Source organism: Williamsia sp. R60 (genome assembly GCF_054063855.1).
This window is the reverse complement of the sequence record NZ_JBSSGR010000001.1, coordinates 1,437,541-1,452,655: the sequence shown is the minus strand read 5'-3', so window position 1 is coordinate 1,452,655 and position 15,115 is coordinate 1,437,541. Positions and strand designations below refer to the sequence as shown.

10 protein-coding genes are annotated in these 15,115 nt (G+C 65.9%); 5 read left to right on the top strand and 5 right to left on the bottom strand.

Annotation, left to right across the window (positions count from 1 at the left end):
* Positions 1 to 25: 25 nt before the first annotated feature.
* From bioD to ACVWY6_RS06515, 3 genes are read right to left on the bottom strand one after another with little or no spacing between them, the layout of a single operon-like run.
* Positions 26 to 715 (bottom strand): dethiobiotin synthase, encoded by a 690-nt coding sequence (bioD, locus tag ACVWY6_RS06525; protein WP_457536765.1) that lies wholly within the window; start codon positions 713 to 715, stop codon positions 26 to 28.
* Entirely contained in the window at positions 712 to 1,899 is a 1,188-nt protein-coding gene (locus ACVWY6_RS06520; protein ID WP_457536764.1) for an 8-amino-7-oxononanoate synthase, read from the bottom strand. Before ACVWY6_RS06520 ends, bioD begins: the two co-directional genes overlap by 4 nt.
* The gene (locus tag ACVWY6_RS06515) at positions 1,896 to 3,203 is read right to left on the bottom strand and encodes an adenosylmethionine--8-amino-7-oxononanoate transaminase (protein WP_457536927.1); all 1,308 of its coding nucleotides are present in this window, start codon (positions 3,201 to 3,203) and stop codon (positions 1,896 to 1,898) included. Before ACVWY6_RS06515 ends, ACVWY6_RS06520 begins: the two co-directional genes overlap by 4 nt.
* 182 nt (positions 3,204 to 3,385) lie before the next feature.
* Here ACVWY6_RS06515 and ACVWY6_RS06510 point away from each other — a divergent pair, with 182 nt between their 5' ends.
* From ACVWY6_RS06510 to ACVWY6_RS06490, 5 genes are all read left to right on the top strand, one after another.
* Positions 3,386 to 5,614 (top strand): acyltransferase family protein, encoded by a 2,229-nt coding sequence (locus ACVWY6_RS06510; protein ID WP_457536762.1) that lies wholly within the window; start codon positions 3,386 to 3,388, stop codon positions 5,612 to 5,614.
* 105 nt (positions 5,615 to 5,719) lie between these two features.
* A complete protein-coding gene (gene glgX, locus ACVWY6_RS06505) occupies positions 5,720 to 8,242 on the top strand; it encodes a glycogen debranching protein GlgX (RefSeq protein ID WP_457536760.1) in 2,523 nt (840 codons plus the stop codon).
* Between the two features lie 70 nt (positions 8,243 to 8,312).
* Positions 8,313 to 10,631 (top strand): malto-oligosyltrehalose synthase, encoded by a 2,319-nt coding sequence (gene treY / locus ACVWY6_RS06500; protein WP_457536758.1) that lies wholly within the window; start codon positions 8,313 to 8,315, stop codon positions 10,629 to 10,631.
* A 56-nt stretch (positions 10,632 to 10,687) separates the two neighbouring features.
* On the top strand, positions 10,688 to 12,085 hold the full coding sequence (xylB, locus tag ACVWY6_RS06495) for a xylulokinase (protein ID WP_457536756.1): 1,398 nt from the start codon (positions 10,688 to 10,690) through the stop codon (positions 12,083 to 12,085).
* Positions 12,086 to 12,148: 63 nt separating this feature from the next.
* Positions 12,149 to 12,520, top strand: a complete 372-nt coding sequence (locus ACVWY6_RS06490; RefSeq protein WP_116914752.1) for a VOC family protein — start codon at positions 12,149 to 12,151, stop codon at positions 12,518 to 12,520.
* Positions 12,521 to 12,535: 15 nt separating this feature from the next.
* Here ACVWY6_RS06490 and ACVWY6_RS06485 read toward each other — a convergent pair whose 3' ends face one another.
* The gene (locus ACVWY6_RS06485) at positions 12,536 to 14,029 is read right to left on the bottom strand and encodes a mannitol dehydrogenase family protein (protein WP_457536754.1); all 1,494 of its coding nucleotides are present in this window, start codon (positions 14,027 to 14,029) and stop codon (positions 12,536 to 12,538) included.
* Positions 14,026 to 15,075, bottom strand: coding sequence for an NAD(P)-dependent alcohol dehydrogenase (locus tag ACVWY6_RS06480; RefSeq protein ID WP_457536752.1), 1,050 nt, complete (start codon positions 15,073 to 15,075; stop codon positions 14,026 to 14,028). The genes ACVWY6_RS06485 and ACVWY6_RS06480 overlap by 4 nt, the downstream gene beginning before the upstream one ends.
* Positions 15,076 to 15,115: the final 40 nt, after the last annotated feature.

Below are 15,115 nucleotides of genomic sequence, written 5' to 3'. Positions count from 1 at the left end.
CAGTGTGCCCTATCACCGTGGGCGCTCAGTTTGGGGTGGGACACATGGCGGTCAGCCACTCACGATCGAACCATCCAACTGCCTGCGACACGAAGGCCTGACGGTCTAAGGTGCCCGCCCCGGCGGGCACTTTCCCGACGATAGGCACGCCGGTGACCTGCGGCAAGTCCTCGAGATTGCATCGTTCGGCAAGATCTGGATCGACGGGCCAGGACCCGATCACGACCCCCGCGCACTCGAGTCCCGCCCCGGTGATCGCCCGGACGGTGAGTTCGGTGTGGTTCAGACTGCCCAGTCCGGGCGCAGCGACCACGAGCACACGCGCGCCGATGGCATCGGCGACATCGAGAATGGTCAGGTCGGGAGCCAGCCGGACCAGTACGCCGCCGGCGCCCTCGACGAGGACAAGATCGGACCCGGCCAGACCGTCCACTGCCGCGACGACGTCGGACAACAGCACCGGCTGGGCGCCTTCGTTACGGGCCGCACGCTCGGGGGCCAGTGGATCGCGGAAACGGGCACCTTCCGCCGTTGTCCGGACCCCCGCGAGACGTACCACTTCGTCGATGTCACCGGGATCGTCCGGACCGACCCCGGTCTGGGCTGGTTTGCACACGGCGACGTGGAGGCCACGGGCCATCACCGCCGCAGCGAGGGCCGCAGTGGTGATGGTCTTGCCCACTTCGGTGGACGTACCGGTGATGACCAGATTCACGGATCAGAGCCGTTCAGCACGGCGGTCACTACACCGGCCACCGTGCGGATGTCGTCGTCGGTGAGATCGGCGCGCACGGTGAGACGCAGGCGAGAAGTTCCAGGCGGTACCGACGGCGGCCGGAAACACCCGACCAGCACACCCTGTTCGCGACACCGTTGCGCCGCCAGCAGAGCCTGAGCGGGATCGCCCACGATGATCGAGACGACGGCGGCCTCTGGCGGTTCGCCGCCACACAAGTGCGCCAGCAGTGCCGCGTTCGCCCGAACCCGTTCGGACAGACCCGGTTCGTCGCGCAGCACCGCGAGGGCGGCCTGGGCGGCTCCCGCCGCGGCCGGCGCCAGCCCGGTGTCGAAGATGAAGCTACGGGCCCGGTCGATGAGGTGGTCGCGGACCGCCTCTGTACCGAGCACCACTCCCCCCTGTGCGCCAAGGGATTTCGAGAGCACTGTGGTGGTCACCAGATCAGGGGCGCCGGCCAGACCCGCCTCGTCCAGCACGCCGCGCCCGCCGGAGCCACGCACGCCCAACGCGTGCGCCTCGTCCACCAGCAGGGTTGCTCCGTGCTCGCGGGCGGCGGCGTACAACTCGGCAACCGGCGCGATCTGACCGTCGATCGAGTAGACCGAATCGGTGACGATCATGGCCCGCTGTTCGCTGCGTTCGGCGAGCTCGCGCCTGACGGCCTCGTGGTCGCCACGATCGACCACCACCACTCGTGCGCGCGAGAGCCGGCAGCCATCGATCAGCGATGCGTGGGCGCCACCGTCGCTGATGATCACGTCTCCGCGGCCCATCAGAGCGGCCACCGCCCCGACGTTGCCGAGATATCCGGACGAGAAGACCAGCGCCGCCGGGTAACCGAGGAACTCGGCCAGATCCCGCTCCAGCGCCTCGTGCAGGGCGGTGGTGCCGGTGACCAGCCGCGACGATGTGGAGCCCGCACCCCAGGTGTCGAGCGCGGCGTGCGCGCCGGCCAGGACCCTGGGATCGCAGGAGAGCCCGAGATAGTCGTTGGACGCCAGATTGATCAGCGCGTTGTCCGCCACGCGCGGCACCAAGGTGCGGTGCAGCCCGGCGACTTCACGGACGTCGGCAGCCTCGGCCAGCCAGTCCAGGGCGCTGTCCGAATCGGTGTTTCTGTCGGTCGGGGCAAGTGGTTTCACTGACGAACAGAGTCTCATAACGCTTCGGCTGCGGCGGGCGAGGGTTGAGCCGTACAGGCACGGACCGCAGCCGACACCCCACCGATCAGAACGTCGAGGTCGTCGTCGGTACACACATACGGAGGCATCGTGTAGATGTTGTCGCGGAACGGCCGCAGCCACACCCCCGCCGACACCGAGGCGTCCGTCGCCACAGCCATGTCGACGGGGTGGTCGAGTTGCACCACCCCGATGGCACCCTGCACCCGGACGTCACGGACGCCAGGGAGGTCTGCGAGTGGGCCGAGTCCTTCCCGTAGTCGATCGGCGATGTGGGCGACCCGATCGCGCCACCCGGACGCGAGTAGCAGCTCGGTGGATGCCACGGCCACCGCACACGTGAGCGGGTTCGCCATGAATGTCGGCCCGTGTGCCAGTACCCCCACGTCGGACCGCGAGATCGTGTCCGCGATGTCGCGGGTACACAACGCTGCTGCCATGGACAGATAGCCGCCGGTGAGCGCTTTGCCGATGCACATGATGTCCGGAGACACCCCGGCGTGGTCGGCGGCGAACAACTCTCCGGTCCGGCCGAACCCCGTGGCGATCTCGTCGAAGATGAGGAGTACACCCTGCTCATCGCACATCCGGCGCAGCTCGCCGAGGTAACGGGGATCGTGAAATCGCATCCCGCCGGCACCTTGGACCACCGGTTCGACGATCACGGCGGCGAGTTCACCGCGATGCTCGGACACGAGGTCTTCGAGCTCTGTGACGTACTCCACGCTGAACTCGGACGGCGGCGCCGACGCGAACACCTGACTGGTGAGCACGTCGGTCCACAGCGAGTGCATCCCGCCTTCCGGGTCACAGACGCTCATAGGGGTGAAGGTGTCGCCGTGGTAGCCGCCGCGCCACGTCAGCAGGCGGGTGCGGCCGGCTTCGCCCCGGGCCCGCCAGTACTGCAGCGCCATCTTGACCGCGACCTCGACCGACACCGACCCGGAGTCGCAGAAGAACACGGTCTGCAGCGGATCGGGGGTTATCTCGACGAGCAGCTCGGCCAGCCTGGCTGCAGGTTCGTGGGTGAGGCCACCGAACATCACATGCGCCATCGAGTCGAGCTGGGCGCGCGCCGCAGCGTCGAGCACCGGGTTCCGATAGCCGTGGATCGCGGCCCACCACGAACTCATGCCGTCGACGACCGTGGTCCCGTCCGCGAAGGTCAGGCGGACACCCGACGCAGATCGGACGACGCGGGGAACGGGGTCCGGATGCGGCATGGTCCCGTATGGATGCCAGATCATCTCCGAGTCGATCCGGGTGATCTGTTCTTCCGCCATGGGAGGCCGATTGATCTGAGATTCGGGCAATGTGGGCACCTACCCACCCTAATGAGCGCGCCGCGGCGTTCCAGGCCGGGGATTCTAAGGTGCAACAGGTAGATTACGTGCCGGAACCGCCCACCCCGCTGCTGTGACGACACCGATTTCAGCGCCACCGGACAAGTGAGACTAGAGAGCAGTTGACAGCCGCACCCAGCGTTGAGAAGAGGCCACCGGCGGTACCCGCCGACACGGTCCCCAGCTACCGTACCGACCTCGACGGTCTGCGGGGCCTGGCCATCGTCTTGGTGGCGTGCTTCCACATCTGGTTCGGGCGGGTGTCCGGCGGTGTCGACGTGTTCCTCACCCTGTCGGGGTACTTCTTCGTCGGCTCGCTGCTGCGGCACGTCATCGTCAGCGCACAGAACGAGCAGGCCGGACTCTGGCCCACGATCAACCCGGTCAAACGACTGACCCGACTCGGCAGGCGACTGCTGCCCGCGCTGGTCGCGATCCTGGTTGTCATCAGCCTCGGTACGTTGCTCATCTTCCCCGAGACCCGCTGGCGGGCGACGGGCCAAGAGGTCATCGCGAGCCTGTTCTACTACCAGAACTGGCATCTGGCGTTCAATTCGCAGGACTACACGGCGGCCAGTTCGGCGAACAGTCCTCTGCAGCATCTGTGGTCGATGTCGGTACAGGGCCAGTTCTTCGTGCTGACCATGCTCACCGCCCTGGCGGTCGCCGGGATCATCACGGTGCTGGTGCGTGCCGGAGTGCGCAAACTGGCCGACCCCACGGTCATCCGCATCCTGATCGGCGTATCGCTCCTCGGGGTGGCCGCCGTGTCGTTCTACTGGGCGCACATGCGGATGGACGTCAACCAGCAGTTCAACTACTACGACACCATCTCCCGCGTGTGGGAGCCTCTCGCCGGCGGTCTACTCGCCGTCTGGATGCCGAAATGGCGGGTTCCCAACGTCATCCGCAACATCGTCGCCGTCGCCGCCCTGGGACTGATCATCACCTGTGGCTGGTGGATCGTGGGTGTCGAGCAGTATCCCGGACCGTGGGCGCTGGTTCCCGTGCTGTCGACGCTCGCCATCATCTGGTCGGGTGCGACCGCGCTGCAGCACGGCCCGAAGTCGAGACAACCGGTCGTCAATCACGCACTGTCCGCCCGACAGATGGTGTGGCTGGGGTCGATCTCGTATTCCCTCTACCTGTGGCACTGGCCGCTGCTGATCTTCTACCTGACGTGGCGTGACAAGAACCATGCGTCGATCGTCGAGGGAACCGTTCTCATCGCGGTGTCCATCGCAATGGCGTGGCTGACCAAGAGGTACATCGAAGAGCCACTGCGGGCACCCCGGTCGGTGTCGATCCACAAAGAAGATCCGCCGCACAAGGGCACCCCGACGCGTCACCACCACCCGACGCACGCAGCCACCGTGAACCCGTGGCGAGCCAGACTCCTGGACTACACCACCGTGGTGACCAGCGTGCTGATCGTGAGCGCGGTGGTCATGACGGTCGGTTTCAAGGCCTGGGACTACCACGTGACCCACATGACGGTGGACACCACCAAGCTCGATCCCCGTGTCTATCCCGGCGCCCGGGCGCTCCTCGACAACGCCCCGGTTCCCCACGTCGACCCCCAGCCATCTGCACTACAGGTCGTCAACGACCTGCCGGTGACCTCGTTCAATGGCCACATCAGCGACTTCGACGACACCGGGGTGCATGTCGGGGTGTACGGCGATCCGTTGGCCACCAAGACGATTGCGCTGGCAGGTGGCTCGCACGCGGAATACTGGATCACGGCGCTCGACATCATCGGCAAACAGAACCACTTCAAGGTGAAGACCTATCTGAAGATGGGCTGTCCGCTGTCCACCGAGCTGGTGCCGAAACAACGCGGAGTTCCCTATCCGCAGTGTTATGACTGGGTGCAGAAAGTGGTCCCACAGATCATCGCCGACAAGCCGGATGCACTGTTCACCAACACAACCCGGCCGCGCGACGACGGGCCCGGCGACTGGGTGCCAGGCGACTACCTGCCGATCTTCGACCAGTTCGCCCAGGCGAACATCCCCATCCTCGGGATACGCGACAGCTCGTGGCCCCACAACGCCGACGGACCGATCAACACCCCGGATTGCCTGGCCAACACCCGCGACAGCGACAACTGCGACACCGCACGTTCCGCCTCCTTCGCACCGACAAACCCCACACTCGACATCGTGGCGGACCACCCGAACGTCTTGCCGCTCGACCTGACGGACGGGATGTGCAACGACACGACCTGCCCTGCTGTGGTCGGGAACATCACCGTCTACCACGACTGGCATCACTTGAGTGCGACGTATGTGCGCAGTCTCACAGCCGAATTGCAGCGTCAGATGCAAGCCGCGCTGCCCTGGACCTGAGGCACCCTCTACTCTTCCGGTGATCTGGTGCGATGGCTCCGCACTGACAGTGCCGCGGGCCTCCGCGAACAGTAGGGTCATCAACATGAAAATGCGAGGGTGCCCATGACATCAACCCCCGGAAGCGACGCGTCGTCCGCCAGAACCGTGGACGACTCGACTGGCTCGGACGACGTCGCGGTGGCCGTACACGGCACCACCGCCGACGCCACGGGCGGCGTGGTCGAGGAGCTGATGGTGTGGCCGGGCAGCGCATATCCCCTCGGCGCGACGTTCGACGGAGCGGGTACCAACTTCTCGCTCTTCTCCGAAGTAGCCACCGCCGTGGACCTGTGCCTGATCGGTCCTGACGGGTCTGAGACACGCGTGCCCCTCGAAGAGGTCGATGGCTACGTCTGGCACGCCTACCTGCCGTCGATATCGCCCGGTCAGCTCTACGGCTATCGGGTCCACGGCCCCTACGACCCTCGCCAGGGCCATCGATGCGACCCCTCCAAGCTGTTGGTCGATCCGTACGGCAAGGCATTCCACGGCGAGTTCGACGGAGACGCGTCCCTGTACTCGTATCCCATCGTCTTCGACGAAACTCCGCAGGACCAGGAGTCAACCGAGCCCCCGGCCGACACGAACGGCGGCAACGACGCGAGTACGCAGCCCGACACCGACACGCGGGCTTTGCTCGATACCGGTTCGGAGAACGGCGGCACCGCAGCGTCAGACCAGCTCACAGACCCGTCCGCCGACGTTGAAAACGTCGCGACTGCAACCACTCTCGAGTCCTCGGTTGACGACACCGACGATGGCCCGGCAGAACCCGCACAGGAGACCACGCCCCAACCGCGATCAGAATCGACGCCCGACCCCCTGTTCGGCGAACCTCCCAGACTCGACTCGCTCGGGCACACGATGACGTCGGTGGTGATCAACCCGTTCTTCGACTGGCAGCACGATCGGTCTCCCAATCGCCCGTACTACGAGACCATCATCTACGAAGCCCACGTCAAGGGCATGACGGCAACCCATCCCGAAGTGCCCGAACAGCTCCGCGGAACGTACGCCGGCCTCGCCCATCCGGCGATCATCGACCACCTCACGTCACTGGGTGTTACAGCCATCGAACTGATGCCCGTGCACCAGTTCCTCCAGGACCAGACCCTGCTCGATCAGGGTCTGCGAAATTACTGGGGGTACAACAGCTTCGGCTTCATGGCACCCCACGCCGACTATGCAGCCAACCAGCGGGCCGGCGGTGCGGTCCCGGAATTCAAGGCGATGGTGCGGGCATTCCACGAGGCCGGGATCGAAGTGATCCTCGACGTGGTCTACAACCACACCGCCGAGGGCAACCATCGCGGTCCGAGCATCGCCTTCCGCGGCATCGACAACGCGGCGTACTACCGACTCGTCGACGGCGAACCCTGGCACTACATGGACTACACGGGCACCGGAAACAGTCTGAACGTGCGCCATCCGCACACGCTGCAGCTGATCATGGACTCGCTCCGGTACTGGGTGCTCGAGATGCACGTCGACGGTTTCCGGTTCGACCTGGCCTCGACACTCGCCCGCGAGCTGCACGACGTCGACAAGTTGTCGGCCTTCTTCGATCTGGTGCAACAGGATCCGGTGGTCAGCCAGGTGAAGTTGATCGCCGAGCCATGGGACGTGGGCGAGGGCGGCTACCAGGTGGGCAACTTCCCAGGACTGTGGACCGAGTGGAACGGGCAATACCGCGACACCGTGCGTGACTACTGGCGCGGCGAGCCCGCGACACTCGGAGAGTTCGCATCGCGGCTGACCGGCTCGTCAGATCTCTACGAGGCAACCGGGCGCCGTCCCAGCGCCAGCATCAACTTCGTGACGGCGCACGACGGCTTCACCCTGCGAGATCTCGTGTCCTACAACGAGAAACACAACGAGGCGAACGGCGAGGACAACCGGGACGGGGAAAGCCACAACCGTTCGTGGAACTGCGGTGTGGAAGGTCCCACCGACGACCCCGACATCGAGCGTCTTCGTGCGCGTCAGCAGCGCAACATCTTGGCAACGCTGATGCTGAGCCAGGGCACCCCGATGATCGCCCACGGCGACGAGATCGGCCGCACCCAGAACGGCAACAACAACGTCTACTGCCAGGACGGCCCGATCGCGTGGATGGATTGGGAACTGGCGGAGAAGAACTCGGACCTGCTCGAGTTCACCCGACGGGTCATCGCCTTGCGCTCCTCGCATCCGGTGTTTCGCAGGCGCCGATTCTTCGCCGGGCGCCCGATCCGGTCCGGCAACCAGGCACGTGACATCGCCTGGCTCACACCCAGCGGCGAGGAGATGACCGAGGAGGACTGGGACAGCGGTTTCGGCAAATCCCTGGCCGTCTTCCTGAACGGATCCGGCATCAACGAGAAGGACGTCCGCGGACGTCTGGTTGTCGACGACGACTTCTTGATGTGTTTCAACGCGCACTACGAACCGATCGTCTTCCGGGTGCCGACCGATTTCTACGCCAACGAGTGGACCGGCGAACTCGACACCGCCCACCCGACCGGCTCGAGCACGGTCAACGCGAAAGCCGGCAGCGCACTGTTGGTTAGGGAACGGTCGTTGTTGGTACTCCGCAAAGTGAATTGACCTTCGATCTTGTGCCAATGCCTTGGCCGGACACCGATGCCGGCCTGGCTCGACAACCGCTGGAGTACCCATGATCCTGCCGCTGACGGCCACCTACCGGCTTCAGCTGCACGGCGAGTTCACCTTCGCCGACGCAATTGAACAGCTCGACCACATCGAAGGGCTGGGCGTCAGCCATCTGTACCTGTCGCCGATCCAGACCGCGCAACAGGGCTCGACGCACGGGTACGACTGGGTTCCGCCGCCCGCGGTCGCCGAGTCGCTCGGTGGGATCGAGGGATTGCGGGAACTGCGGTCGGCCGCAGCCGACCGCGGCATCGGTGTGATCGTCGACATCGTCCCCAACCACACCGGTGTCGAGGACCCTCGGCAGAACCCGTGGTGGTGGGACGTCTTACGCAACGGCAAGTCGTCCGAGTACGCCGACTACTTCGACATCGACTGGGCGTCGGACAACGGGGCCGACGGCAAGATCGCGTTGCCGGTTCTCGGGTCCGCCGACGACGTGGCATTGCTCGAGGTGGACACAAGTGGGGACGAACCAGAACTCTCGTTCTACGAACACCGGTTTCCGCTCGCCCCCGGCACCGAAGCCGGCCAATCCGCCCAAGAGGTCCATGACCGGCAGCATTACCGGCTGGTGCCGTGGAACATCGGCGTCATCGGTTATCGCCGCTTCTTCTCCGTCAATGGCCTGGCGGGGTTGCGACAAGAGGACCCCGCTGTCTACGCGGCCACCCACGACCTGATCCGTCAGCTCGTCGAGGAAGACCTCGTGGACGGTCTTCGCGTCGACCACCCGGACGGTCTGTCGGACCCCCAGGACTACCTGCAGCGGCTGCGTGCGGACATCGGACCGGACCGGATCCTGTTGATCGAGAAGATCCTTGCCCATGACGAGCCCCTGGATCCGAGCCTCCCGGTCGACGGCACCACCGGCTACGAGACGATGCGGTCGGTGGGCGCGGTGCTCATCGATCCGACCGGTGAATCGGCTCTCGGTCAGCTGCATCAGAAATACACCGGTGATCGCGGCGACAAGCTGTGGCTGCACGCCGCGGAACGACAGCTCAAACTGTCGATCCTCGACGAGACCTTCCCTGCCGAACGGGCCCGCCTGCGACGGGCGATCACCGCAACGGCCCGTGATCGCGAGGTGTTCTCGAACGACGACCTCGATTCGGCGATCGGCGCGGTGATCGCGGGTCTGGGCGTCTATCGCGCCGACTACCCGATACTCGCCGGAACTCTGGATTCGGTCATCGCAAGTGAGCGAGAACGGTTGCCGGCCCTGGCAACTGCCTTCGAACTGCTCGCATCGGCAGTGGCCACCGACGACGAATCGCGCAGCCGGCTCGCCCAGGTGTGCGGCGCCGTCACCGCGAAGAGCGTCGAGGACTGCCTGTTCTACCGGACCGCCCGGCTGGTCAGCCTGCAGGAGGTCGGCGGCGACCCGGCGGCATTCGGTGAATCGATCGACGACTTCCACGCCGCCAACGTGACCCGGGCGAAGAGCTGGCCGCGGGCACTGACCTCGCTGTCGACGCACGACACCAAGCGGAGTGAGGACGTCAGGGCACGCATCGGCGTCCTGTCCCAGATCCCGCAGAAGTGGGCAGACTTCGTCGACCGCTCGGAGTCCCGTAACCCGGCGCCGGCCGGGGTCACCGGACTCTTCTTGCGCCAGAATCTGTTCGGGATCTGGCCGGTCGACGGCGTCATCACCGGAACCTTGCGAACCCGCTTCCACGAATACGCCACCAAGGCGATCCGCGAAGGCGGGGTGGGCACCACGTGGACCGACGTGAACGATCAGTTCGAGACCGCAATACATGCCTGGATCGATGCCTCGTTCGACGGCCCGTGCGCGCCCGAGTACACCCAGCTCGTACAGGGAATGCTGCCTCACATCGAATCCGACGCTCTGGTGCAGAAGGCGCTGGCGTCGTTGCTGCCCGGAATCCCCGATGTCTATCAGGGCACCGAGTGGTTCGACGATTCCCTCGTCGACCCGGACAACCGCCGGGCCGTGGACTACACCCGCGATGGCGAACACCCGAAGACCCGCGTGGTGCGTGCGGCACTGACCCTGCGCCGGCGCCGGCCGGAGGTGTTCGTCCAAGGTGGGTACGAGCCGCTGTCGGGCACCGGTCCGGCCGCCGATCATCTGGTGGCCTTCGGCCGCACCTCGACGGCGGGGGTGACCGAAGTGATTGTCGCGGCAGCTCGCTGGACCGTCGGCCTCGACGCCGAGCTATGGGCCCAGACCCATCTCGATCTCCCCGCCGGTACGTGGCGGGAGCAGATCACCGGCACCGACGTCGACGGTAATGTGACGCTGTCAGGGCTGGCCACGCCGGTCGGCATTTTCGAGCGTGTGAGGGAGTGACCAGCGTCCTGGTTGCGGGCTTCACCAACGCGAGCGCGCACTGAGGAGTGGACACCATGTTGGTCGCAGGAATCGATTCGTCGACCCAATCCAGCAAGGTGGTGGTGTGCGACGTAGCCGACGGCCGCGTGGTGCGCTCGGGTAGCGCGCCACACCCCACGGGTACCGAGGTGCATCCGGATCAATGGTGGCAGGCCCTCGGGTCGGCGATCGAAGCTGCCGGGGGGCTCGACGACGTCGCAGCGGTATCCGTCGGAGCGCAGCAACACGGCATGGTGTGTCTCGATGAATCCGGTGAGGTGGTGCGAGAGGCGCTGCTGTGGAACGACACCCGGTCCGGTCCCGCCGCCGACGAACTCATCGCCGACCTCGGCGGGCCGCAGCAGTGGGTGGACGAGGTGGGAGTGGTCCCGGTCGCGTCGATCACCGCCACCAAGCTGCGCTGGCTCGCCGACAACGAACCCGCCAACGCCGATCGCACCGCTGCGGTGTGTCTCCCCCACGACTGGCTCAGCTGGAAGCTCACCGGCAGTACCGACCTGGCCGACCTGTGGACCGATCGCAGCGACGCCAGTGGCACAGGCTATTTCAGCGCGGCGGCCGATGAGTACCAGCCTCGGTTGCTGGAGTTGGCGATGAGAGGCCGGGCGCCGATGGTGCCCCGGATCGTCGGCCCAGCACAGAACGGTGGCGCCATGCGGTCGGGCGCGGGCATCGGTGCGGGCGCCGGCGACAACGCAGCGGCGGCGCTGGCGCTCGGCGCCGTCCCCGGCGACTGCATCGTGTCACTCGGCACCTCTGGAGTTGTCAGCGCGGTCAGTGACAGTGCGCCGACCGACTACGCCGGACTCGTTGCCGGTTTCGCCGACGCCACAGGCCGGCAATTGCCGCTGGTGTGCACTCTGAACGGGGCCCCCGTGCTGGCGGCCGTGGCCAAGATGCTCGACGTCGACTTCGACACGTTGTCCGACCTTGCCCTGTCTGCGCCTGCGGGCGCCGACGGGCTGTCCCTGGTGCCGTACTTCGAGGGAGAACGCTCCCCCAACCTGCCGCGCACGCGCGGAGCCCTGCACGGCATGACCGGACGAAACCTGAACAGCGCCAACATCGCCCGGGCGGGCGTCGAAGGTTTGCTGTGTTCCCTCCAGTACTGCGCCGACCGGATCCGCGACCAAGGCATCGAGATCAACCGGATCATCCTCGTCGGTGGCGGCGCACGCTCTGCGGCCATCCGGGAGCTGGCCCCGGCAATATTCGCCCGCCCCGTCGTGGTCCCGGAACCGGGCGAATACGTGGCGCTCGGCGCCGCTCGTCAGGCCGCCTGGTCGCTGGACCCCACGTCCGAACCACCTCGCTGGTCGGCCGCCGACGAACGTGTCTACGAGGCCGCTCCGACACCTCATGTCGTCGAGCAATACCACGAGGCATCCGGATTGACCGTCGGCCGGAACTGACCGCACACCGACACCGCCGAGACCTAAATCGTCTGTCACCACAACACAGCCGAAGGAGTGCCCATGAAACCCACCGGTGTCACAGCGAATCTGTCGGTGCCCGACATCACCGTCGCGCGCGACTTCTACTCTGACTATCTCGGCCTCGATATCGAGGCTTTCAACCTGGGCTGGGTGGCCAACTACCAGTCCGCAGACGGCCGGGCGGCGATTCAGCTCGTCACCGAGGATGCGACCTCACCTGTCGACTCGGTGATCTCGGTACACGTGGGCGACCAGGTGGAAGAGGCCTATGCCGAAGCACAACGACGCGGGTTCGAGATCGTCCACCCGTTGACCACGGAACCGTGGGGCGTGCGCAGGTTCTTCGTCCGGGCACCCGACGGCAACGTCATCAACATCGTCAGCCACGACGACGACGCGGCATCCGAGTAACTCCAGGCCGCCCCGTCAGACTCCTCGGGGGTCGTTGTTCTGCACCAGCAGTTGCTGCAACGTCTCCCGAGCGCCGTTGCGGCGCAACGACTCCAACGTCCACAGGTAGGGGCGCACAAATCGGTTCTCGTCGGCGAGGTCACCGAACAGCTCACGATTCTGCACAAACGCCAACGGCTCGTTGCGGCTCCGGACCGCTAGAGGGACCAACGAATCCGCGAGCGGGTCGACCACGTCGATCGGCTCGCCTGCTTCGTCCACCCCTTCTGCGTACCGGGTCCAGCTGGCCACCACCGCCGCAGCCAACACCACGTCCCCGCCGGCCTCGAGTTGCTGACGGATGACGGGCAACAACCACTTCGGTATCCGGTCCGACGAGTATTGGCAGAGCCGCGCGATGGTGTCGGCGATCGACGGGTTGGAGAACCTCTCGATCAGCGTCTCGATGTAGGCGTCGACATCCACACCGGGCAAGGGCAACAGCGTGTGCCGAGCCTCGTTGTTCATGTAGCCCAGCAGGAGACGGCGGATCAACGGATCCTGCGCTGCGTCGTGCACAAGCCGGTAGCCCATCAGATGGCCGAAGTAACACAGGGTCTGGTGGCCCGCGTTGAGCAGCCGGAGCTTCATCAGCTCGTACGGTCCCACGTCGGAGACCACCTGCACACCGACCGACTCGAGTCGAGGACGGCCGGCCGAGAACGAGTCCTCGAGAACCCACTGGGTGAAAGGTTCGGCCACCACGGGCCATCGGTCCGTGATGCCGGTGCGCGCCTGCACCTCATCGCCGAGTTCGGGTGGCGTGGCCGGGGTGATCCGGTCGACCATCGAATTCGGGAAAGCTGTGTTGTCGCTGATCCATTCGGCCAGACCGGGGTCCTTGCTGCACGCAAAGGCCGTGAAGGTCTTGCGAGCGATGTCCCCGTTGCCCTCGATGTTGTCGCACGACATCACCGTGAACGAGGGCTGCCCGGCGTCGCGACGACGACCGAGGGCCTCGACGACGAGGCCGAACGTCGTCGAAGGAACAGCACCCGGCTGGAGATCGGCCTGGATCGCCGGGTTGGTCAGATCGAAATCCCCTGTCGCGGAGGAGAAATTGTACCCGCCCTCGGTGATGGTGAGCGACACGATTCGGGTGGCCGGGTCGGCGAGCTTGTCGATCACCGCTGCCGGGTCGTCCGGTGCGAACAGATACTCGACGATGGAGCCGACAACCGAGGTCTGCATGGCCCCGTCGGGATGCTTGAGGGTCAACGTGTAGAGCCCATCTTGCGGTACCAGCGCATCTCGCATGTGCACATCACCCGGTAGCACTCCTACGCCGCAGATCGCCCAATCCCGCGAGGCAGGATCCGAGGTGAGCAACGCGTCGACGTACATGGCCTGATGAGCACGATGAAATCCACCGACACCGAAATGCACGATGCCGCAGCCCAGTTGGGTTCGGTCGTACTCGGGTTTCGGCACCGCCACGAGATCGGCCAGACTTGCGTTGTCCAGTTTCACGATGCCCCCGCCCCTGCCGATCCACCGAGCCTGCCCGGGTAGACAACAGCTTTGATACTGCCCGGTTGCCGGTCGGCATCCAGGGCTTCGGCCACCTCGGACAAACCGAAGCGCCCGGTGACCATCGAGTCGAGATCTACTTTCCCCGAGGTGACCAACTCGCGCGCGATCGGCCAGGTGTTGGCGTACCGGAACACCCCTGTCACAACGAGTTCCCGATTCTGGACAAGCGAGATGGGAAACGCCATCGTCGAGTTCGCACTCATGCCCACCAGGACCACGCGGCCACCGGGTCGGACGGCGGCGATGCCGGATGAGATCGCCGATTCCGCACCCGATGCGTCGATGAAGGAGTCGACGCCGATCGTGGTGTCCAGCTCATCCGGGGTGAGCACCTCCGTTGCCCCGAATTCGGCCGCGACCGCGAGTCGCGTGCGGTTCACGTCGGTCACCACGATGCGGGTGGCACCCGCCGCCCGCGCCACCTGGACACAGAGCAGACCGACGGGCCCCGCACCGGTGATCAACACGCCGTCACCGATCCCGACCTCTGCCTTGCGGCAAGCAGCGATCGCCACCGACAGTGGTTCGAACAATGCGGCCGCCTCATCGCTCACCGAGTCGGGCACAGGGTGGGCAAAGGCCGACCCGATGGTCACGAACTCGGCGAGTGCACCGTCCACCGGTGGAGTTGCGTAGAAACGCATGTGCGGAGACAGGTTGTACTGTCCGCGTCGCGTCGGCTCGTCGTCGGGGTCCGGTCGTTGGGGTTCGATGGACACTCGCTCCCCGATCCGCGACTCCGGCACTCCGCTGCCGACCGCCACGATCCGCCCGGCGGCTTCATGTCCCAGCACCAACGGCGACGACACGACGAAGTCACCGATCCGTCCATGTCGGTAGTAGTGGGTGTCGGATCCGCACACCCCTACCGCGCTCACCTGGACCAACACGTCGCCGGGGTCGGGCGACGGGACCTCTCGCTGCTCGATGGTCAGACTGCCGGGTGCAGTCAGGACACTCGCGGTCATGGTGGCTGGAGTCATTCGCCGGTCCTCCGTGGGTGTTGCGTGGGTCACATTCAGG

Bases quoted from the DNA above. Each gene is read 5' to 3' on its own strand.
- ACVWY6_RS06520 (WP_457536764.1), bottom strand. From the start codon at position 1,899: ATGAGACTCTGTTCGTCAGTGAAACCACTTGCCCCGACCGACAGAAAC.
- ACVWY6_RS06515 (WP_457536927.1), bottom strand. From the start codon at position 3,203: ATGGCGGAAGAACAGATCACCCGGATCGACTCGGAGATGATCTGGCAT.
- glgX (WP_457536760.1), top strand. From the start codon at position 5,720: ATGACATCAACCCCCGGAAGCGACGCGTCGTCCGCCAGAACCGTGGAC.
- treY (WP_457536758.1), top strand. From the start codon at position 8,313: ATGATCCTGCCGCTGACGGCCACCTACCGGCTTCAGCTGCACGGCGAG.
- xylB (WP_457536756.1), top strand. From the start codon at position 10,688: ATGTTGGTCGCAGGAATCGATTCGTCGACCCAATCCAGCAAGGTGGTG.
- ACVWY6_RS06490 (WP_116914752.1), top strand. From the start codon at position 12,149: ATGAAACCCACCGGTGTCACAGCGAATCTGTCGGTGCCCGACATCACC.
- ACVWY6_RS06480 (WP_457536752.1), bottom strand. From the start codon at position 15,075: ATGACTCCAGCCACCATGACCGCGAGTGTCCTGACTGCACCCGGCAGT.